The 21997-nt window shown below is 39.7% G+C and carries 20 protein-coding genes; 9 read left to right on the forward strand and 11 right to left on the reverse strand.

Going from position 1 to position 21997, the window contains the following annotated elements; all coding sequences use genetic code 11:
• Positions 1-68: 68 nt before the first annotated feature.
• From rfbA to AACW45_RS02005, 3 genes are all read right to left on the reverse strand, one after another.
• The gene (gene rfbA / locus AACW45_RS01995; RefSeq protein ID WP_190627505.1) at positions 69-956 is read right to left on the reverse strand and encodes a glucose-1-phosphate thymidylyltransferase RfbA; all 888 of its coding nucleotides are present in this window, start codon (positions 954-956) and stop codon (positions 69-71) included.
• Positions 957-1188: 232 nt separating this feature from the next.
• The gene (gene rfbB / locus AACW45_RS02000; protein WP_190627112.1) at positions 1189-2259 is read right to left on the reverse strand and encodes a dTDP-glucose 4,6-dehydratase; all 1071 of its coding nucleotides are present in this window, start codon (positions 2257-2259) and stop codon (positions 1189-1191) included.
• 187 nt (positions 2260-2446) lie between these two features.
• Complete coding sequence (locus tag AACW45_RS02005) at positions 2447-3388, reverse strand: NAD-dependent epimerase/dehydratase family protein (RefSeq protein WP_190627114.1); 942 nt, start codon at positions 3386-3388, stop codon at positions 2447-2449.
• A 324-nt stretch (positions 3389-3712) separates the two neighbouring features.
• Here AACW45_RS02005 and AACW45_RS02010 point away from each other — a divergent pair, with 324 nt between their 5' ends.
• The 4 genes from AACW45_RS02010 to AACW45_RS02025 all read left to right on the forward strand — a co-directional run bounded on the left by AACW45_RS02010 (position 3713) and on the right by AACW45_RS02025 (position 8524).
• Positions 3713-4873 (forward strand): glycosyltransferase, encoded by a 1161-nt coding sequence (locus AACW45_RS02010; protein WP_190627116.1) that lies wholly within the window; start codon positions 3713-3715, stop codon positions 4871-4873.
• A gap of 94 nt (positions 4874-4967) precedes the next feature.
• Entirely contained in the window at positions 4968-5726 is a 759-nt protein-coding gene (locus tag AACW45_RS02015) for a sugar transferase (RefSeq protein WP_190545054.1), read from the forward strand.
• A gap of 750 nt (positions 5727-6476) precedes the next feature.
• Complete coding sequence (gene gmd / locus AACW45_RS02020; RefSeq protein ID WP_190545002.1) at positions 6477-7556, forward strand: GDP-mannose 4,6-dehydratase; 1080 nt, start codon at positions 6477-6479, stop codon at positions 7554-7556.
• Between the two features lie 23 nt (positions 7557-7579).
• Complete coding sequence (locus tag AACW45_RS02025; protein ID WP_190627118.1) at positions 7580-8524, forward strand: GDP-L-fucose synthase family protein; 945 nt, start codon at positions 7580-7582, stop codon at positions 8522-8524.
• A gap of 528 nt (positions 8525-9052) precedes the next feature.
• On the opposite strand, the gene AACW45_RS02030 is transcribed toward AACW45_RS02025, so the two are convergent.
• Entirely contained in the window at positions 9053-9520 is a 468-nt protein-coding gene (locus tag AACW45_RS02030; protein WP_190627120.1) for a MarR family winged helix-turn-helix transcriptional regulator, read from the reverse strand.
• A gap of 78 nt (positions 9521-9598) precedes the next feature.
• A complete protein-coding gene (locus AACW45_RS02035; protein ID WP_190627122.1) occupies positions 9599-11218 on the reverse strand; it encodes an ArnT family glycosyltransferase in 1620 nt (539 codons plus the stop codon).
• Positions 11219-11370: 152 nt separating this feature from the next.
• Between AACW45_RS02035 and AACW45_RS02040 the strand changes: the two genes are divergently transcribed.
• The 3 genes from AACW45_RS02040 to AACW45_RS02050 all read left to right on the forward strand — a co-directional run bounded on the left by AACW45_RS02040 (position 11371) and on the right by AACW45_RS02050 (position 13722).
• On the forward strand, positions 11371-12015 hold the full coding sequence (locus AACW45_RS02040; RefSeq protein WP_190627124.1) for a class I SAM-dependent methyltransferase: 645 nt from the start codon (positions 11371-11373) through the stop codon (positions 12013-12015).
• A 261-nt stretch (positions 12016-12276) separates the two neighbouring features.
• On the forward strand, positions 12277-12786 hold the full coding sequence (locus AACW45_RS02045) for a hypothetical protein (RefSeq protein WP_190627126.1): 510 nt from the start codon (positions 12277-12279) through the stop codon (positions 12784-12786).
• Positions 12787-12834: 48 nt separating this feature from the next.
• Positions 12835-13722 (forward strand): hypothetical protein, encoded by an 888-nt coding sequence (locus AACW45_RS02050; protein WP_190627128.1) that lies wholly within the window; start codon positions 12835-12837, stop codon positions 13720-13722.
• Positions 13723-14119: 397 nt separating this feature from the next.
• Here the strand turns inward: AACW45_RS02050 and AACW45_RS02055 are convergent, their stop codons facing one another.
• From AACW45_RS02055 to AACW45_RS02075, 5 genes are all read right to left on the reverse strand, one after another.
• Positions 14120-14857 carry a hypothetical protein gene (locus AACW45_RS02055; RefSeq protein ID WP_190627129.1) on the reverse strand — a complete coding sequence of 246 codons (738 nt, stop codon included), beginning with the start codon at positions 14855-14857 and terminating at the stop codon, positions 14120-14122.
• Between the two features lie 315 nt (positions 14858-15172).
• Entirely contained in the window at positions 15173-15367 is a 195-nt protein-coding gene (gene rpsU, locus AACW45_RS02060) for a 30S ribosomal protein S21 (protein WP_096642267.1), read from the reverse strand.
• Positions 15368-15478: 111 nt separating this feature from the next.
• Positions 15479-15784, reverse strand: coding sequence for an RNA recognition motif domain-containing protein (locus AACW45_RS02065; protein WP_190627131.1), 306 nt, complete (start codon positions 15782-15784; stop codon positions 15479-15481).
• 320 nt (positions 15785-16104) lie between these two features.
• Positions 16105-16983 (reverse strand): 3'(2'),5'-bisphosphate nucleotidase CysQ family protein, encoded by an 879-nt coding sequence (locus AACW45_RS02070; protein ID WP_190627132.1) that lies wholly within the window; start codon positions 16981-16983, stop codon positions 16105-16107.
• A 67-nt stretch (positions 16984-17050) separates the two neighbouring features.
• The gene (locus AACW45_RS02075) at positions 17051-17911 is read right to left on the reverse strand and encodes a sugar kinase (RefSeq protein WP_190627134.1); all 861 of its coding nucleotides are present in this window, start codon (positions 17909-17911) and stop codon (positions 17051-17053) included.
• Between the two features lie 71 nt (positions 17912-17982).
• Between AACW45_RS02075 and rsmI the strand changes: the two genes are divergently transcribed.
• Together rsmI and AACW45_RS02085 are read left to right on the forward strand one after the other, a co-directional pair.
• A complete protein-coding gene (rsmI, locus tag AACW45_RS02080; RefSeq protein WP_190627136.1) occupies positions 17983-18846 on the forward strand; it encodes a 16S rRNA (cytidine(1402)-2'-O)-methyltransferase in 864 nt (287 codons plus the stop codon).
• A 547-nt stretch (positions 18847-19393) separates the two neighbouring features.
• Positions 19394-20074: a tetratricopeptide repeat protein gene (locus tag AACW45_RS02085; RefSeq protein ID WP_190627138.1), complete on the forward strand. Its 681-nt coding sequence runs from the start codon at positions 19394-19396 to the stop codon at positions 20072-20074.
• 441 nt (positions 20075-20515) lie between these two features.
• On the opposite strand, the gene AACW45_RS02090 is transcribed toward AACW45_RS02085, so the two are convergent.
• Complete coding sequence (locus tag AACW45_RS02090; RefSeq protein WP_190627139.1) at positions 20516-21421, reverse strand: peptidoglycan-binding domain-containing protein; 906 nt, start codon at positions 21419-21421, stop codon at positions 20516-20518.
• Positions 21422-21997 lie beyond the last annotated feature (576 nt).

The following is a 21997-nucleotide window of genomic DNA, read 5'->3' on the forward strand; positions in this document are numbered from 1 at the left end:
TGTTAATTTTTTACATAATTGGTAAATAAATTTAAATTTAAAATTTACTTTTTTATCCCATTATTTGGTTATATATGTACAGGTTTTTGTTCATTGTCTAACACCGACATCAGGTAACGTCCATAACTACTTTTTGCCATAGATTCAGCTAATTGTCTCAATTGAGATGAGTTAATATATCCTTGATTGTAAGCAATTTCTTCAATACAAGCTATTTTTAATCCTTGTCTTTCTTCTAGAGTTTGAATAAAATTACCAGCCTGATGTAAGGATTCATGAGTTCCTGTATCTAACCAAGCATAGCCTCGTCCTAAAATTTCTACACGGAGTTTTCTTTGTTGTAAGTAGACAGTATTTAAATCAGTAATTTCTAATTCATTCCGCGCAGATGGTTGCAGATTAGCAGCAATTTCTACTACTTGAGAATCATAAAAATAGATACCCGGAACAGCATATTTTGATTTGGGAATTAAGGGTTTTTCTTCAATACTAATTACTCGCCCTTCGTTATCAAATTCAATTACTCCATATTGACTTGGATCTTTGACTTGATAACCAAAAACTAATCCGCCTTCTTTGAGATTTGCAGCCCTAGATAACACTTCTGTTAAACCATGACCGTAAAAAATGTTATCGCCTAAAATTAAGCATACTGGCTCGTTCGCAATAAAATCTTTCCCTAAAATAAAAGCTTGTGCTAATCCTTCAGGGCGAGGCTGTTCGACATAACTAAATTGCAAACCCCACTGGCTACCATCTTTGAGTATTTTCTCAAATAATGGTAAATCATTAGGTGTAGAAATAATCAAAATTTCCCGAATTCCTGCCAACATTAATACAGATAAGGGATAGTAAATCATCGGCTTATCGTACACTGGCATTAACTGTTTACTAACAGCGTATGTTAGAGGGTAAAGACGAGTACCAGAGCCACCTGCTAAAATAATTCCTTTCATGATGTTTAGTAATTTGTCATTTTTCATTTGTCATTTGTCATTTGGATAAATTTACAAATGATTTAAGTGAATTAAGGCTAAATTATAGGACTTACGCACCGAACACAAAAATTCTCACAAGGGTGGTCAAAAGTCAAAAGTCAATGGTCAAAATTCAGGTTTTTGGACTATGGACTATTGACAATTGACAAAAAGTATGAAAAATATCTGACACTGCATCAGTCCTAAATTATTAAGAATTTCTATTTTCATAGTTTTGTTTTAGCCAGTTTTTATATGCGCCTGAACGTACTTGTTCGACCCAAAGAGAATTATGCAGATACCATTGCACTGTTTTTAATAATCCACTGTCAAAATTTTCTTGAGGTTCCCAGCCTAAATCTCGGTGGATTTTACTACAATCGATTGCATATCGTCGGTCGTGTCCTGGACGGTCTTTAACAAAGGTAATCAAAGATGAATAGTGAAAATTAGATTTAGGTGCTAAGTCATCTAAAATAGCACAGATTTTTTCTACAACTGTTAAATTAGGTTGTTCGTTAAGACCGCCAATATTATAAGTTTCACCAACTTTACCTTGTTGCAGAACAAGATATATCGCTTCGCAATGGTCGATAACATAAAGCCAATCGCGAATATTTTGTCCATCACCATATATAGGTAATGGCTGTTGGTCTAAAGCGTTAAGAATAGTTAGAGGAATGAGTTTTTCGGGAAACTGTCTCGGCCCGTAATTGTTTGAGCAATTGGTGGTTAAGGTTGGTAATCCGTAGGTGTGATAATAGGCGCGGACAAAATGGTCTGATGAAGCTTTAGATGCGGCGTAGGGACTATTAGGTGCGTAGGGTGTGTCTTCTCTAAAAGCTGGGTCTTGGGGTTGGAGCGAGCCGTATACTTCATCTGTAGACACATGCAAAAAGCGAAATTGCTGTTGCTTTAGCGATGATAATTTTTGCCAGTAAAGTCTACTTGCTTCTAATAATTGAAATGTACCTACAACGTTTGTTTGAATAAAGTCATGGGGATTCAAAATTGACCTATCTACATGACTTTCGGCGGCAAAATTAAGAATTGCATCTGGCTGATACTGTTCTAAAAGGTAATTGATTAACTCAAAATTACCAATGTCTCCTTGAACAAAATGATAGTTGGGGTCAGTTTCTAGTTCTGCTAAATTTTGGAGATTACTAGCGTAAGTTAATTTATCTAAATTAATTACATTAGCCCATTGCTCCTTTCGCGCTTGGAGAATAAAATTTGCGCCAATAAATCCGGCTCCTCCGGTAACTAAAATTGTTTGCATATTTTTTGTGTTAATCGTCAATAGTCAATGGTCAATGGTCAATGGTCATTAGTCAATGGTCATTAGTCATTTGTTATTTGTCCTCCTTCCCTTGTCAATGATCAATAGTTTTGACTGTTGACTTTGGACTATTGACTCTTGACTATTGACTCTTGACTATTGACTCTTGACTGTGGACTTTAAACTATTAATTCTGGACTTGTAAAATCTCTTCATCTACTGAGAAATCAATCTCAGCTTTGTCGCGCCCAGATGTTAAATAATCATTATTGAAGGCGTCAGTTAGCCCAGAAATTAAATCATACTCAGGCTTCCAAGCTAATTCGTTCTGAGCTTTATTGACTGATGCGAAGAAATGTTGTGTCCGCATCGGGAAAGCTTTACGTTTACCGAAATCAAATTTTTTCGGATCGTAATGGACTATTTTGATGTCATCGGCTGATTTACCAGCAGCTTGCGCACAAGCGCGGGCTAAACCATCAAAAGTGACATAGCGATCGCCTGAGATATTATAAATTTGCCCTATGGCTTGCTGATTACCAATAACCTGAGTCATGGCTTGGGCTAAATCTTTGACATGACCGAGTTGGGTGATGTGTAAACCATGACCGGGGATAACTATGGGGCGATCGCGGACTATTCTATCAAAAAACCAGGCTTCTAAATCGTTATAGTTACGCGGCCCGTAGATATAAGTGGGGCGAATTGAGGTAAAAGGAATACCGATTTGTTCTAAGTACGCTTCTGTTTCATGTTTACCCCGATGGCGACTTTTAGGATCGACTGGATCGCCTTCTACATGGGGCATTTGGTCGGATTTAAGATATACTCCAGCAGAACTCATATAAACAAAATGCTGTACCCGACCTTGAAAAATTTCTGCTAGTGGTTGGGTATCAGATAGTTCTCGCCCATTATTGTCAAAAATGACATCAAACTGTTCCTGTGATAATTTTGCTTTTAACTGAGTGGGGTCAGTGCGATCGCCTATAATTTGTCCTACTCCCTGTAAAGCAGGTGCAGGACGATTACCACGATTGAACAGTACCACCTCATGTCCTTGTTTTACTAGCAATTGAGTTAGGTAAACGCCAATGAACCGAGTCCCACCCATGATCAAAATGCGCATAAATTCCCCTGTAATCTTTGTTATTCATCAAGGGGCTAGAGGACAAGGCTAGGGGCTAGAGGCTAGAGGCTAGGGGCTAGTGTAAAAAAATATTAATGCTTTATCTTCCTTAGTCCCTCATCCCTAGTCCCTAGTCCCTCATCCCTAGTCCCTAGTTCTCCCTATTTGAGGTTATCAGGTTGCTGCATTCCTCTGGAACCTGTTTTCGGAGAATAGCGTCTTCATTAACACCTGGGTTGCTTTCCATTTCTTAATTAAAAAGGGAAAGTTTTCAGTTAACCTCATCACTTAAATTGCTGTATTTTCCATTTATTTACGTTAGCTGTGCCCTTAAAATATGCTCTGGTTCATGAATGGCTGACACCTAAAGCCACCGGAGGTTCAGAACTAGTTGTACGTGAAATTCTGAATCATATAAATGCTGACTTATTTGCACTCATTGATTTTGAATCTAGCAATCCAGAAAGCTATTTATATCAGCGTCAGATTGGTACAACTTTTCTCCAAAGCTTTCCCTTGGCGCGCAATGGTGTACAAAAATACTTACCTTTGTTACCGTTAGCCATTGAACAATTGGATTTACGGCAATATGACGTGATTTTATCTTCATCTCACGCTGTAGCTAAAGGAGTGATTACTAGTCCCGAACAATTACATATTTGTTATTGTCATAGCCCGATGCGTTATGCTTGGGACTTAACTTTTGATTATCTCCAACAAAGCAAATTAGGCAGTGGTTTAGCTGGGTGGATGACGCGATATTTATTACATCGCTTGCGCCAATGGGATGTATTATCAGCCAATCGCGTGGACTATTTTATTGCCAATTCCCAGCATACAGCTCGACGAATTTGGCGCTGTTATCGACGCCAGGCAGAAGTAATTTATCCCCCGGTTAATGTCGATGCTATGCCTTTTGTCAAGGAGAAAGAAGATTTTTATCTGATAGTTTCCCGGTTAGTTAGTTACAAACAAGTATCCTTAATTATCCAAGCTTTTAATCAACTGCAAAAACAGTTGGTAGTTATTGGTACAGGCCCGCAGATGGAATATCTTCGGAAAATAGCAAACTCTAATATCAAAATACTAGGATGGCAACCTGATGATGTAGTTAAAGAATACATGGCAAAAGCCAAGGCATTTGTGTACGCAGCTTGTGAAGATTTTGGCATTGCCTTAGTAGAAGCCCAAGCTTGTGGTACTCCGGTAATTGCCTATGGTGCAGGAGGAGCATTAGAAACTGTCAAAGATATTCGCCTATGTGGCGATACAGGAACAGGAATCTTCTTTAAAGCCCAAACGGAGGCTGCTTTAGTGGAAACAGTAGAAAAGTTTGCAATGTATGAAAATGCATTTAATCCAGAGTATTTGCGATCGCACGCTACTCACTTTTCTACAGTAGCATTTGCCCAGCGCTATCTCAATTTTGTTGAGCAGTGCGGCAAACAAAAGCAATCCTTGGAGTCAAATTCAAAATTTTTGTAATTCTTTTGTATGCTTTTGGCAATTTCAACCCAGAAGCACCTCGTTTTAGCTTTAAGATTGGGACTATGTGTGGTGTGGATTGTTAAGGAGTATGATGACTGCCCAGAGCTCACTCCTCTCCGGCAAGCGAGGCCTGCGACGAGATGCTAGCGCGTCTGCGCGTACTTTCTTCAAACGCGGTCAACCAAAAAAGACTTTTAGGTTAAAACCTAAAGGCTTGTCTTTTCAAGGTTTAAACGGAGAGTTTGCCAAGCGACTGTTTGATATTGTGTTTTCGCTGTTTGTTTTGATCGTATTTTTCCCTGTCTACTTAATTTTGGCCTTACTGATTGCTTTGAGTTCAGAAGGCCCGATTTTTTATGTCCAAGAAAGGGTCGGTAAAAACTACAAGCCATTTAATTGTATTAAATTTCGCACAATGGTGAGTAATGCCGATGAAATGCTCATGCAAATGATGGAAACATCCCCCCAAATGCGCCAGGAATTTGAAAGCAGTTTTAAGCTGAAACAAGACCCGCGAATTACCAAAATTGGGAAATTTTTACGCATCACTAGCTTGGATGAATTTCCGCAATTCTGGAATGTCTTAAAAGGGGATATGAGTGTTGTCGGCCCGCGACCCTTAGTAGCGGAAGAATTGCCTAAATACGGTTGTCACATCGACCGGGTTTTAACTACCCGCCCCGGAATCACCGGATTGTGGCAAGTTTCTGGGCGTAATGATATCCCTTATCCCCGCAGAGTTCAAATTGACCTACATTATGTCAAATTTAGGACTTTTTGGCTGGATTTGTGGATTATCTTGAAAACTATTGATGTTGTAATTATACCCAAAAATAACGGGGCTTACTGACAAATACATCAGTGCAATTCTCTGGGGCAGTTAATGCCCCCAGAGCAAAAATTTATACAATTTAATTTATGTGTCTAGTTCATGCTTTCTAGAGAGAGACTAGATAATTTTTTATGGGTGGTTATTTACGAGAATATCTCATACCAATTTAAATATTTTTTGCTGCACGTAAATATATTCTAGAGGGCATGACAGTGCCCATTGGTGTCAACTTAACGTCAAACCCCGATTCCATCTAGCTCCCATGCTCTGCGTGGGAGCGTAGATTTATGAGGCTCTGCCTCAATTTATCACAAGACGAGGCAGCAGCCGGAGCCTGGAAACGATATAGAGAAAGGTTTTTAGCTTAAGTTGACACAGGTAGGCAGTGCCATGCCCATTTTCAAGACAGGTTTAGCCCAGACATTTTTGCTGGCTCGCTAACTGAACGAGGGATTGAGATGGAAGTGCGATCGCTTTTAGTATAAATTTAAAGTTTTCGATAAAATTTATGCAAGCTTCATAAAATCTAAATTTATATGAAGTTTTAGTCAAAATTTCCCAATTTTCAAGATCAAATTTTGTAGTTTCGATTGTACTGCTATCAAAATTTGAGAATTTTGTCTTTTCGGAGTATATTAGATAACTTTAGATTTTAAGTATTAGCAAAGATTTCTAAGTTGTCCATTAGGCAATTTAGTAATTAATTGCTAGCTTGTATCAGTTAGACTCGTCAATTCTTTATCAAAATATCGCAAAGGAATACTCAGCATGACGCAACAGAAGCGAGCATTGATTACTGGTATTACAGGTCAAGATGGTTCTTATTTGAGTGAGTTTTTGCTAGAGCAAGGTTATGAGGTTCATGGTATTATCCGTCGCACTTCGACCTTTAACACTGACCGTATCGATCATATTTACGAAGATCCCCATAAAGAGGGTGTACGGTTGTTTCTGCACTACGGCGATTTGACCGATGGTACAACCCTGCGCAGAATTTTAGAAGAAGTAAAGCCCATAGAAATTTACAATCTGGGCGCTCAATCCCATGTCAGAGTCAGCTTTGACTCGCCAGAATACACCGTAGATGCTGTAGGGATGGGTACACTACGTTTGCTGGAAGCAATCCGCGATTACCAGCAACGCACAGGAATTCAGGTGCGTTTCTATCAAGCTGGTTCTTCAGAAATGTATGGTTTAGTTCAAGCCGTACCTCAAAGTGAGACAACGCCTTTTTATCCTCGTAGCCCCTATGCTTGTGCTAAAGTTTATGCCCATTGGCAAACAGTAAATTATCGAGAATCTTATTCTTTATTTGCTTGTAATGGTATTCTTTTTAACCATGAATCGCCGCGCCGTGGTGAAACTTTTGTCACCCGGAAAATTACTAGAGCAGTAGCGCAAATTGTGGCGGGTAAACAGAAAAAATTATACATGGGTAATCTAGATGCTAAAAGAGATTGGGGTTATGCCAAGGATTATGTCAAAGCCATGTGGCTAATGTTACAGCAAGAGCAGCCAGATGATTATGTAATTGCTACTGGTGAAACCCATTCAGTCAAGGAATTTTTAGATTTAGCTTTTAGTTATGTAAACCTCGATTGGCAAGATTATGTAGAGTTTGATGAGCGCTATCTGCGTCCGGCGGAAGTAGAGTTATTAATTGGGGATTCTACTAAAGCCAGACAAAAGCTAGGTTGGGCACCATCTGTAAGCTTTAAGGAATTAGTATCACTAATGGTAGAAGCGGATTTACAAGCCTTGGGCGTGACAGCAGCTAATGGTAGTGGTTCTTCCCTGTTGGAAGATATGGCGACTGTTCGCCAACAATTAGGCGCTCTCCACTTTTAATACCCAAGGCTGAGGATAAAAATATGGCTGTCTTAGAACTAAAAAATAAGCGAATTCTCGTAACTGGCGGATCGGGTTTTCTCGGTCGTCAGGTAATCGATCAGCTATGTCAAGCAGGAGCAGATCGGGAAAAAATTACTGTACCGCGATCGCGCGATCGCGATTTGCGCGTCTGGGAAAATTGCCAACTTGTAGTCGATCAGCAAGATATAGTCATTCATTTAGCCGCCCATGTTGGTGGTATCGGACTCAATCGTGAAAAACCAGCCGAGTTGTTCTACGACAACTTGATCATGGGAACTCAACTCATCCATGCTGCTTATCAAGCTGGAGTAGAAAAATTCGTCTGTGTTGGGACTATTTGCGCTTATCCCAAATTTACCCCTGTGCCTTTTCAAGAAGATGACCTGTGGAATGGTTATCCTGAAGAAACTAACGCGCCCTATGGTATTGCTAAAAAAGCGCTGTTAGTGCAGTTAGAAGCTTATCGTCAGCAGTACAACTTTAACGGTATTTACCTGTTACCTGTAAATTTATACGGGCCTGAAGATAACTTTGATCCGAAAAGTTCTCACGTGATTCCGGCGCTAATTCGCAAAGTTCACGAAGCCCAAATCAACGGCGTCAAGCAACTTCCTGTATGGGGTGATGGTAGTCCTACCCGTGAATTTCTCTATTCTGAAGATGCGGCTAGGGGAATTGTCATGGGTACTCAGTTTTACAACGAAGCTGCACCAGTGAATTTAGGAACAGGTTCTGAAATCTCCATTCGCGATTTAATCAATCTGATTTGTGAACTGATGGAATTTACAGGTGAAATTGTCTGGGAAACAGATAAGCCTAATGGACAGCCTCGCCGTTGTTTGGATACTGAACGCGCAAAGCAAGCTTTTAATTTTACTGCTCAAGTTAGCTTTCAGCAGGGGCTAAAGAATACTATTGAGTGGTATCGGCAACATGCCGTCTAAATAAATGGGAGTTGTTGAACAGGATTTTGACTTGTTGACTAACCTCTCTTCGTTTGGGAGAGAGGTTGAATATTTAATGAGCAGCAGTAGCACCTGTAGCCTTAACTTTTTTAATAAAAATAATCGCCAGACCGCTTAATAATAAAGCAATGGTAATCAAGTGAAAACAATCATTAAAAGCCATCACAAAGGCTTCGCGACGGACAATATTTTATATAGATGCGATCGCGTGATTTTGAGCCGTACTTAAATCTGCTCCTCGTCTGCTTTTAACTGGCTCAATCCATTGTGAGGGCTGTTAAATGTTGACGGTTGACTGTTGACGGTTGACGGTTGACGGTTGACGGTTGACGGTTGACGGTTGACTGTTGACGGTTGACTGTTGACTGTTGACTGTTGACGGTTGACTGTTGACGGTTGACTGTTGACTGTTGACTGTTGACGGTTGACTGTTGACTGTTGACTGTTGACAGCCTTTATTAGTAGTTATGCAATGTAGACGCGCATTAGCTTAATCTTCACTAGCCCCTAGCCCAAATTCGCGATCGCTCGATTTAATAATTGAGAAAATAATTCTCGCTCTGCGATAGAAATTCCCATCATGGCTTGATCGCGCAACTCTGCCGCCAGGGGTGGTAAAACTTTTTCTAATTCCTTACCCGCATCCGTCAGCCAAATTCTCCAGATGCGGCGATCGTGCGTATCTCTTTCGCGACGCACTAAACCCCGTTCTTCCATCCGATCTAATACGCCTGTTAAAGTTCCGCCCACTTGCTTGAGTTTATCGCCAATACTAGAAGTCGGTAAGCCATCTTCTTGCCACAAACAGCACAATACTAACCAATGAAAGGGTGTCAATCCAAAAGGTTCTAGCTTTTCTGTAAACTTGCGAGTCAGCATCTGTGAGAGTAGCTTAATTCTGTAGCCAATGCTGTATGGTGCCAGAACTTGCTGCCACGACTCCAATATTTCAGAATCCTTAGATATAGACACCATAGCAAATAATTATTTAGTGTGCGTACTATTATTTTAACTAACTAAATTCAAGTTTGCAACAACTGAGTGCCATCCGCCTTAAGGTAGGACTTGAATCAGCTGGTACTCTTGTAGTGTAGCAATAACGCGATAAGGCGGGGATAATTGCTGGTTATTAGCAGATATCCAAGCATAGCTCAATATAGGGACTTGAGAAATAGCCCTAACCCTAGCAGCAGGTATAGGAGTGTAGAAATTCAGCAATACAGAGTTTTTATCTTCGAGTTGAGCAAAATAAACCGGATGCGACTGGAGAATAGAAGCGATCGCTGGACGTTGGAAAAAAGCCTTAAAATTTGGATTGTAATCACCTAAAAACCCTAAATTACCAGCCATAGCTAAAGTTAGCCAACAGGGAATTAACCAACTCGCTAACCAATAATTGTTGCTTAAAAACTTTTGTCCAAATCTGTGACGTGCAATCCATATCAAAGGTACTGTTAACCAGCCTAATCCTAAAATTAAACAAGGAATTGCCCGTTGTTTGAGGTAAGCATCGCCGTAACTTAGAGCCAAGATTCCTGCGCACAGCAAGACAATACTGAAAACGCCAAAAGCATAACTAAAATTTCGGGGAAGATATTTCTTCGCCTGAGTCTGAGGTGTAAATCCTTGCTGATACATCTTACCCAGCCAATCTAAACCGACAGCCGCTAATAAAGCTATAAAAGGATATAGACAAAGCGCGTAGTGAGAAAGGCGAGTAGAGAAAATGCTCAGTTCAGTAAATAAAACTATAGGAAAACCGACTACAAGTAACTGGTAGTGAGGAATCGGACGTTTTATAACTACAGCCATCCCTAAAAGACTGAAAAAAAACCAAGGAAATGATTTTAAAGGAATATTCCAGAAATAAAAGAAAAATCCATTATGGTTGCGGTCTTCCGAACCTAGCTCTACCACAAACCCTAGTAATTGTCCAATAGTATCATTGCCAAAGCGCAACCAGCTTAACCCCAACCAAATTAATGTCGGAATTGAACCCACAACTAAACCTACATAAAACATGGGGTTAAAAAGATGCTGATGACGGCGATTTTCCCCGATTAAATAAGGTAATAAAGCCACCATTGGCAGAAAAATTACAAAGCTTCTTAATAAAAAACCTAAACTAAAACTTAAGCCAGCAATAAACAGCCAAAAATAGCTTTTATCTGGAGATAATTCGGCTTTCAGAAAAGATAAAATGCCTAGAAGTACCAATAAAATCGTGGGAATATCAGGAGCGGCTAGCCGACATGATTGTAGCCAGAGAAATTCCACACTTAAAATAATAGCTGTGAGCCACGCTACTTTTTGACTTAATATAATTTTGGCAATTTCGTAGATTGTAAATAGACAAAAAATTCCCGCGATCGCACTGGGAAGTCGGGCACTAAATTCGCTCACTCCCAACAACCGATAAGCCGTTGCAATTAACCAATAAGAGCCAGGAGTTTTATGATGGGCAGTTCCCCAAGGCGCGATCCAGTCCCCAGATTCAAACATTTGCCTTGCACGCCCTGCATAAAAGCCTTCATCATGAGCCATCAGGCTATTTTGCCCAGAATTGCCCAATATTAAAGGAATCAGCCAAACTAACAAACTCACATAGGGCAATCTAACAAATAAATAGATTGACCGCCATATACTCGGAAATACTCGGTTTTTGTACAACATTAATTAGTACGAATTGAATGTTGCGAGCTAGGTTCATTTAATGGTTAATCTGCCTTTAAAATATGTAAGGCATCATACCAATTACTAGATTTAAATCCTAACTGAAATTAATTCAGTTGGGGAAAAAATCCTCCAAAATAAAGATTTAAGTTATGATTTTGCGACCAGATCAACGCTTGAAGCTAGATGACACAAATGACAATTTGTTTTATAATTACCCTCGATTTGTGACTCATGTTGATGAAGCATTTATTACACAGCTAACAGATGTATATCGTCAACGACTTAAACCTAACACGCGCATCTTAGATCTGATGAGTAGTTGGGTATCCCACCTCCCACCAGAAATGCAGTTTTCCCACGTTGAAGGGCATGGATTAAATGCTGAAGAATTGGCACGTAATCCCCAATTAAATCATTATTTTGTGCAAAATCTCAACGATAACCCCCAGCTACCCTTAGCAGATGGAGATTTTGATGCGGTTCTCAATTGCGTTTCTGTGCAATACATCCAGTATCCAGAAGCAATATTTTCAGAGATTCACCGCATTCTCAAACCCGGTGGTGTAGCGATTATCAGCTTTTCTAACCGGATGTTTTATCAAAAAGCCATTCAAGCTTGGCGAGATGGTTCAGAAGACACCAGAGTCGAACTAGTAAAAAACTACTTTGCTTCAGTCCCCGGATTTTCTACCCCAGAAGTCATTGTGCATAAATCAACCATACCATCTATTCTCCAATGGTTAGGTGCGCCAGGGGGAGATCCGTTTTATGCTGTCATAGCTTATCGTCAATAGCCAGTAGGGGCGGGTTTATTTAAATCGTTGTTAATCAGCGAGAAATATCTGTGAACCCGCTCTTACAGTCGTCAATTGTCAAAAATCACCAATCAACCGTCAACAGCGCCGCACTGAGAGCTACACTCGAAGTGTCAACCATCAACAGTCATCTGTAATTCTAAACACACACGAATAGTTATCAAAAAATAAATTTTCTGGCTAAAAGCTAAACCAGCGCTGATAATTGCCTCAAAGCTCAAGCATCAGGAGAAGCAAAATATGACTTTCCCACGTGGGCGGAGAATTTTAGCGGCTGTATTACTTTCAGTATTACTACTGACTACAGCATGTTCGCCAAAAACTCCCGGACGTTTCGATCAAGCACAGCAAGAAAGCAGTCGCCAAAAAAGCGGCCAAGCAGTTGCTAAAGATGCGACTCAAGGTAGCAAATTAAACCAATTCTTCCCGGCTGGGGGTGATGGTTACCAACGTGTCTACACTCAAGAGAAAAAAGGCTTTTCCGCCGCGAATTTGAAAAAAGATGGTAAGGTTTTAGCCGAATTGTCTATTTCCGACACCACTAGTATTCCTGGTGCGGCGGCTAAGTTCTCCAATAGCACCAAACAAGTTGGTGGTTACCCCTCAGTTAAACTAGGTAATACTCAAACTTCGGTTTTGGTGGGTAAGTACCAAGTCAAGGTGCTTTCTAAAGATCCAGGATTTACGTCAGCAGACAGAGAAACTTGGATAGAAAAATTCAATCTTGATGGTCTAGCTAAACTCAAATAAGCTGGAATCCAGAAATAAAACTTACTACACCAAAATAAGGAGACTATTTTGAGTAAACCAATTTTTGAGTTGGTGGATCAACTACCAACAGGTGGATTGACTGTTAATATGTTGAACGCCTTAGATTTTGTCGCTCCCGGTGAATGGCATAATACTGTAGGCTTTGTCAACACAATTAAGACTGTTACAGGAGAAACTGACGAAGGTTTAATTCAGCAAATTGGCGAACGGGCAATTTATCTTTTTAACGATAAGTCTCAAGGCTACCAAACAGCTTTATGGCTATATCAAACTGTTGATAATACAGATAAAATTCTGGGCGCAGCAGCTTTAGCCAATAAAGTGGGTGAAAAGATTCCTTTGTTGGGTTTTTTAAATAGTGTTACTCCCAAACCTGACAAAGCCCAAACTATTGACTTGACTTTAAAGTTAGTGGCTGAATTAGTAGCTTTCTGCCAAATTAACGGTATTCCTGGCGATAGCATTGGCGATTTTGTCGGCGCTTTGGGTGAGTATAGTGGTGAGTCTTTAATCCGGCTGGTAGCTTTAGTCTGCGTTGATGGTTTAATTCCATTAGGGCCTGACTTTATCAGTAAAGCTATATCTGGATTAAGTCAAACCAGCCCACAAGAATTAGAACAAAACACAACTTTTCAAAATATCAAAGATGCAATTCCTGGGGGTAATTCTGCCGGGAAACTGAACTTTATTGGTGAAAGCTTTGATTCTGTCAAAGGTTGGATGAGCAGTCTTGTTGCATCCAATGGGTTGACACCGCAAAAAGTTGTCAGCCATTTGCAAGGTTTTGTCGAATTTTCTGATAGCAAATTGGATTATTTAGCGGCGTTTTTAGATGTGTCAACCAATTACTATGAACACACTGGTACGCAAACTCTAGCGCGTCGTTTGATTGAAAGAGCCATAGCTGAAATTTAAGTTTGGCGTTAATTGGTGATGAGTAATGGGTAATATTTTTAATTATCTATTACTCACACCAATTAGCAAAAATTGCGAGTTGCCATAACTTAGACTAATTCAAATAATGTTGGCGACACATGAATATATTCTAGAGGGCATGGCAGGACGTAGGTTGGGTTGAGGAACGTAGACGCGGAGCGGCTTCCCGTAGGGTAACCCAACACCCGCATGGGTTACGCTATCGCTAACCCATCCTACAAATAATTATGTCTCCCTACTTAATGTTGGCGATACATGAATATATTCTAGAGGGCATGGCAGTGCCAGTGCCCCTACAATCTGTCGCATTCTTTTTTCAAATTGGTATTATCTGACAAATAATCTAATGGCTCTTTTTGAGGAAATACTAACCGCTTTATTTCGGTAACTTGAGATCGGCTGCGATCGCATAAAGGTATGGTTGAAAAATTGCCAAATCTTCTAATTTGTCAAATTTACCTGTTGCTGAACTGGGATCGAAAGCACTGGTAATCACATACAATGTATTACCATCAAAGGTAACATGACCGATATGTTGCTCTTTGACTCCACCCTCGCGTTTAAGTCCCGTAAATCCGTAGCGGATTCCTGGAAGTTTACCAATTGTTACTAGTTGTGGGGGATGGCTGGAGAAAATAGTCTCTTTTCCATAGCTTACCTGACGGTCTTTGGCGATCGCAGTATAATAATCTGTCACCCAAGCTTTTAATGCTGTCCATAGCTGGGTTTGATACTCAGGTTTTTGGTAATCTATTTTACTATTGGCGGGAATACCTGCTGCTTCTAGCTGCTTTTGAAAAGCTGAATTTTTTTCCAAGGGGTAGATATTAATCTCAACTGTACCTAAAACTTTGCCTTCAGTTGAAACACATAACAGTGGCGCATTTCCTTCACAAGGCGCAACTTCCCAATCTGTTGGTGCTGAGGCGTTACCCAGAATATTCCGCCAAATATTACCTTCTGTCGGTAAGGGTTTAGGCTTTGCTGATGGTTCTACCGCAGGGGGGGTTTGCTCAGTCTGATTTTTCGGAATAAAATTAGAACCATATTTTAATCCTACTGGGATTAGTGCCACTAAGATAGCAGCAATTAATAAATGATAAAGGCGCAACATTTGTCTGAAAATCCAGAATCAGAGATTGCGTTATGCAACTAACTACAATATTTGTCAGTATATAAACAAGATATATCTACTCAGCTATAAGTTCCACAAACAAGAACTTATGAATCGGAAAAAAATATCTATACTGTCAATAATCTATGATTACATACATTTGTAGTAGCACTGAAAGCTAAAACAGTGCTACTACCACAATAGTTATGTATGAATGTCTGCCTAGTTATTTGCGTTTGCGCTTCCCGATACTAATGCTACCAAACATGGTAGTAAAACACGGTAATTAAGTCGAAGAGCAAATTTTTAGGAATCTTATCTGTAGCGAGAATGTTGTCTACGATTTTGCTTGTGTCTAGCTACTGCTTTGCGCTTTTCCTTCTCTAAAGGCGTCTCAAAATGACGTTTTTTGCGCATATCTTGGAAAATTCCTGCTTTAGAAACTTCCCGTTTAAATCTACGTAAAGCTGATTCAATACCTTCATTCTCTCCTAATACGACTTGTGTCATTCTCATTCCTCCTCTATATGGATGAATAGACAAAATAAAATTTTCCAGCAGCATCGAGCCTTTGGCTTTAACTGCTGGAGACTCTAGATTTTTAAGTTTTTGATGCCAAACTTAGTAACGGCGATTATTACGGTTGTTGTTACCCCCCCAGTTACCACGAGGAGCGCTTCTTTCTTCACGTGGCTTGGCTTTGTTAACTTTGAGATCTCTTCCCATCCATTCCGCACCGTCAAGTGCTTCAATGGCTGCTGTCTCTTGAGCATCCGATTCCATTTCTACAAATGCGAATCCGCGAGGACGGCCTGTTTCCCGATCGGTTGGTAACTGAACGCGATTAACCTTCCCATATTCTGCAAATGCCAGCTTCAGGTCTTCCTCAGTAACCTGATAGGACAAATTCCCAACATAAATTGACATGCTCTGTCTCCGAATTCAGAAATTGTAGAGAGTTAGATTCGGAGAGACGCTTTAGAGAAATCAAAACGAATAACTCAACCGAAAATAATCTTTATATCCGCTATTATAGCACAGCATTTCAAAATTGACTCCTACGGAGTCTGATTTCTAACTCAATATACCTGAAGGTCAGCAACTAAGGTTAGTTGATGACATGCATATTTGTAAGCCTATTCTATTATTACACAATTGCTGGTTTTTTGAACAAGGGTAGAAGATCAATTGCATTCTACCTCGACTGTAAAATCAGGTGGCGATCGCCGTAATTTATCCGCAAAATCTTATTTATCATCAAACTCTGACTCAGAAAATTGCGATAAAATAGTTTCTGCTTCTGTACAAAGTAACTGATGATATTGACCATTACTCGCCAATAAACCACCCCATTGATTAATATCATCGGTATTGTACTGTAATGGCGAGCCATCAAAATGGGTAAACTTTCCGCCAGCTTCGGCTAGGATTAATTCTGGTGCGGCGATATCCCAATCTTTAGGCGCAGATTTACCAGAAAGAGAAATATAGATATCTGCTTGTTGCTCAACAATAGCGGCAATTTTACAACCTATACTACCAATAGCTTTTTGATTTTTACAAGGAAGATTGTCTAGCAAGTAATTTAATTTTGGGTTGCGGTGGGAACGACTCACAACTAAAGTTAAATCTTCTAAAGATTTTTTGTTACCTTCTAAAGACATTCGTAAGGGAATAGCACCATTATTTGTTTCCACAAATGTACCCCCACCCGCAGTAGCAAAGTATAATTTCTGCGCTTCGGGAATCACAACAACTGCTAGTACTGGGCGTCTTTCTTTCACTAAAGCAATGTGAATTGCATACTCGCCTGTTTTTTCAATAAAATCTCTTGTCCCATCTAACGGATCGATAATCCATACCCATGTAGAATTACTTTTAATTTGTTGTGCTTTATAAGTTTCTTCGCTAATGTAGGCGAAATCTTCATTACCTAAAGCGGCTTGTAATGTTTCTAAAATATATTGACTGGTAGCGATATCAGCAGCCGTAACAGGCTCATTTTGTTTATATTGAACTGCTAAATTAGCGTCTTTAATTGTGCCATGATAATAAGACTTGAGTATATCTGCTGCACCCCATCCTACTTGACGCGCGATCGCTAATATTTCTGATAAATCTTTCATAAATTATGCCTTGTCTAAGTTAACTATTTAATCAGTCAATTATCAAAACATTTCTATTTTCTAGCCCCTAATCCATCCACCGACGAGTACCAAAAAATTGACAAGCTTTAGCAGCCACGTTTGCGGCTTGCGCCAGAGCATCGGTAAAAGTTTCCTGTAAAATATAATGGCAGAATGCCCCGTGAAAAATATCTCCAGCCCCTAGTGTATCAACTACTAATATCTGCGGCACATCTACTACACCTCTATTACCACAACTTATATATTCAATTGGCTGTTCTCCGTGAGTGATGGCGATGTGGGGAATGGCAAAATCACTCAGGTAAGCAAAAACTTCTATTGTAGAGTGAGTGTTAGGAGGATGAAAATTACTCGAACAAATAGCGTAATCGACAAAAGGTAAAACTTCCTCAAACCCAGCTTTCCAACTCCCGCCATCGATGACGATAGGGATATTCTGAGATTTAGCCATTTGCGCTAATGCAATACTAACTGCCATTTGATGTCCATCAATCAGCAATATATCAATATTTTGCAAAATATCTGACGGTAAGGCGGAAATACTGGCTTGAGTTTTTACCGCATTAATGGAAACTACAGCGCGATCGCCTGTAGATTCGGTGACAATAATCGAAGATACTGGTACAGAGGTTGTCGCGTCAGGTTGAAGATCCGCGATCGCTACCTGATAATTATCTAAATCTGTACGAATTAGTTGCGTCATTGGATGGGAACCTACCACACCCAAAACTTTAGCCTGGTTTCCTAAATAGCTAAAAGTCACCGCCGCATTTGTTGCCGGGCCTCCTGCTGCTACAGTATAGTCAATAGCTACCAGCTTTTGATTATTTTGCGGAGCAGATTCAGCTAAATAAATTAAATCTAAGGTAACTAAACCTACAAATAAACCATAATTGTCAGTTGTCATTAGTCAGAGACGCGATGAATCGCGTCTGTACAATTTTTATTTTTCTCCTAGCCCTTAGCCCCTAGTTTCTCATGCAAACCGATCCCAAACCTGGAACACTTTATATTGTCGGTACACCTATTGGCAATCTCGAAGATATCACTTTTCGGGCGGTGCGGATTTTGCAAAATGTGGATTTGATTGCGGCGGAGGATACGCGCCATACAGGGAAACTCTTACAACATTTTCAAATTCAGACTGGGCAAATTAGTTATCACGAACATAACCGTAGTAGCCGCATCCCAGAATTGTTAGAGCATTTAACTAATGGTAAGGCCATTGCTTTGGTTAGCGATGCAGGTATGCCAGGAATTTCCGATCCGGGTTATGAATTGGTGAAAGCATGTGTGGAAGCGGGGATAACAGTGGTACCGATTCCCGGTGCGAGTGCTGCAATTGCGGCTTTAAGTGCTTCCGGGTTACCAACGGATAGATTTGTGTTTGAAGGTTTTCTTGCCGCCAAGACGCAACAACGGCGAGAATATTTAGAATCTCTGCAGACAGAATCTCGCACTTTAATTTTCTACGAATCGCCCCACCGCTTGCGCGATACTTTACAAGACTTAGGAGAAAGCTTAGGAAGCGATCGCCAAATTGTTTTAGCTAGAGAACTAACCAAATTTTACGAGGAATTTTGGCGGGGAACAATTGCCGAAGCCATCAGTCATTACAGCCAGCGCGAACCCCAAGGAGAATATACTCTAGTGGTAGCGGGAACGCCAGCTAGTCAACCCCAACTAACAGAAGCCGAACTCAAAGCTGAACTAGAACAAATTATGCGTCAGGGAATTTCGCGATCGCAAGCTAGCCGTCAATTAGCCAAGTTTACTTCCCTACCCCGGCGGCAAATCTATCAATTAGCGCTCTCTATTGTGCTTGATTCTGATTCGCAATAGTTATCTCATTCATCAAGGGTTATATCGGACAACGTTTGCTCAGTTCTCATTTATGACTAAGTGTGTTGCCAATTTTCTGGAAAATTTGAAAATAATCAACACATATCCAAGAATGATTGATTACATGTAAAACACTTTCAACTCAGGGACTAAATTGGCTAACAATCGCTTCTAATTGCTGCCATCATCAATATAATATCCATCTTCAAGAGATGATTTGAGTGAGTTTTATCATGTCTAATATTTAACTTTATAACTGTATAAATATTTGATTTATTTAAGCATGAATGATGATAATCATAGTATAAATTTCACAGGCTTGCTGGCATCAAAGACTGTCCTTGAACAATACTGTGGAATATACGTCCGATTGACTATGTTTGGCTGAACAATTACGTAAAAACTCTGATTTTTCTCCATCAGTACTGACAATGTAGATAAAACATTATTAAAATTTTATAAACCAGAATAAATACAGTTTGCAAAACTCAATATTTCTGTTTTAATGTACAAGAAAAAAGTTCCCTAGAAACTCAGGAAATTTACTGTGTACAAACCGATTACATTTATAGTAAGCATTTTGTTATTAGGTAGTTTTGCTGCAACTATATCGCCAGCAGCTCAAGCTCAAGTCTTGTTAGCACAAGCGAGAACTCCCGAAGTAAAGCAAATGCTAGAAGAAGGGCGCAGATTAGTTGATGCTGGTGATTATAATGGAGCAATTTCCGTTTACCAACAAGCCGCAACTCTCGAACCTAAGAACGCAAAAATTCATTCAGGTATTGGCTATTTATATGCTCAACAAGGAAATTTTCCCGCAGCATTAGCCGCTTACCGTCGAGCATTGGCTATTAGTCCTAACAACGGCGATTTTTACTACGCTGTCGGTTACATTAAAGGTAATATGGGCGATACAGCCGGAGCAAAAGAAGCTTATCGGCGTGCGATTCAACTAAATCGCAATAATGTGAATGCTTATTTAGGATTAGCTGTCACCCAAGCGCGTTTGGGTGACTACGAAGCCGCTAACTGGGCTTATGAACAAGCAATTAATTTAGATCGGAATAATGCCCAAACTTATGAGTTAATGGGTTCAATGTATAAGCAAAGACGACAAGCTAAACAAGCTGTAAACGTCCTCAATAAAGCTCGTGACTTATACCAGCGACGCAATGATTTTGATGGTGTCGCTAGAGTAGAAGCATTACTGAGAGATTTAGGAGGATAAGGTTAGTTTAATGGGCGTTCCGTTAGTTTCACAAAAATATCTTTTCAGTACAGCTTTGCAGACAATCGTGATTCATTGAGAGTTGAAATTTAAACGCAAAGGGGCGCAGAGGTAAGCGGATTCGCCGTTAGGCGTTCCCGCAGGATAGGTACGCGGAAGTCAGCTAGGAATTAATGAAATGTTGTACTAAGTAAGTCAGTAGAATTAAACACAATTATGAGAAGAAATGCAAAATAGCATGAAAATAGGGGTTAGGGGCTAGGAGAAAAAGATTTTCATATTTGGTTGTGAGATTTTCTCGTGATTGACTAACTATCAACCCTTACCAATGACTATTGACTAATGACTATTGACTAATGACTAATAACCACCTCAATTGAGTTCACAGGATTGAGGTGGTTCAATAATTGTTAATGCAATTTGGGCAAAATTAATTTAACCTCATCCAGGAACAGTTTTGACGAAATCATCCCCAGGAATAATTGTCGTATAGAAAACATAGTCTTTGTTGACTAGATAGCGGCGGTCTTGTTTAATAATGGACATAAATTCACGATGTCCATCTCGCCTGCGTCCCACTAAACAACCTGCACTGGCAGTTTTAATATCATTTGCTGGCGCATCATAGCCCCAATGTTGATTAACTGCAAATAGTCCTGTGTCTAGTTTATCGCCAGTACGTATAAAATTTTTGTCAAAATCGCGGTGAACGGTAATCGGTGCAACTTGAATTAAAGCTTCGTGACGGTCTGCATTACCATGAAAGCCAACAGCCCAAGCTTTATACTGACCAAACTTAATTCTGGCAGCCCCTTTCGGATTCATGGGATTGTGTGTATAATGTCTACCTGGTTCAGTAGTAGCTTGCCAGTGGTTGACAATTTTGGGAACACCTTCGACAATTTCGATCACAATCCGAAGGTCGTTGAATTGATTGGGTGCATCGCCATTGAGAGTCCAATCTTCACTCATTCCCTCGATATAAACAATGTTGTATTGTTTAGCTCCTATGGATATTTGATAATCTTTTAGCTGCAAGTATTTGATAATTCTGCTAGCAATGTTGCTGCTAAGTTTTAAGGGAGGTTGGGGTAAATCTCCTGGTTTTGTTTCAATTAAATTTTTGGCTGTGACTGCGCCTAAATAATCTTTTTCTCCCGACTTAGTTAATTCTTGAAATTCTTTTAGTGCTGCTGCAGAAACAGGCCCAAACTTACCATCGGCTGGGGGGTCTAATAAACCCAGTCCCATTAATAGTACCTGAATCTGACGAGTTAGATCTATATCTTCTGCGATCGCTTCAAAGTTCCATTTCTCTTGGGTTCCTAGAAAATCTTGTAGTTTCATTTTTTACTTTCCTCCAATGTTCTACTTACTAAGTAGCTACAAATATGCTTGTATCGATTAATTCTGTTTGAGAACATACCTGAGATAGGAATTCTCGTCAAAATTATTACCTATCATATACACTATCAGTATATATAAGTATATATTTCATGCTGAAAAAGCACTTATATAGTGTATGAGAAGGATCTTATTAAATACAAGATTGCAGCAGTTACATAATGTAAATTTAACTATCGCTATAAACTTAAGTCATAACTAAAGCTGATTACTGTTAATAAAACTAATTGCTATCTAGATATATTGACAACAGAAAGCCAGAAGCTAGAGGACAGAAGCTATAAAAAGGGTCTAACCCCCCAGCTTATATATGAAAAGCAAAAAGTATTTATTTTGAGACTTGTAGCCGCAAAATTACTGCGTCCCGATGGAATCATCTATATTGATTTATGATTTTCCCTGAAGTTCTTTAGCGAATTTACTTCTGTCTGCTTAACAGTTTTAAACTAGCGCTCATGTTTTGTCGATGGTAACATTAGCGACTAGCTGATAAATAAGAAAAATTTAATTTTTTGTATC

Source organism: Calothrix sp. FACHB-168, from assembly GCF_963889195.1.
Taxonomy (GTDB): Bacteria; Cyanobacteriota; Cyanobacteriia; order Cyanobacteriales; family Nostocaceae; genus Aulosira; species Aulosira anomala_A.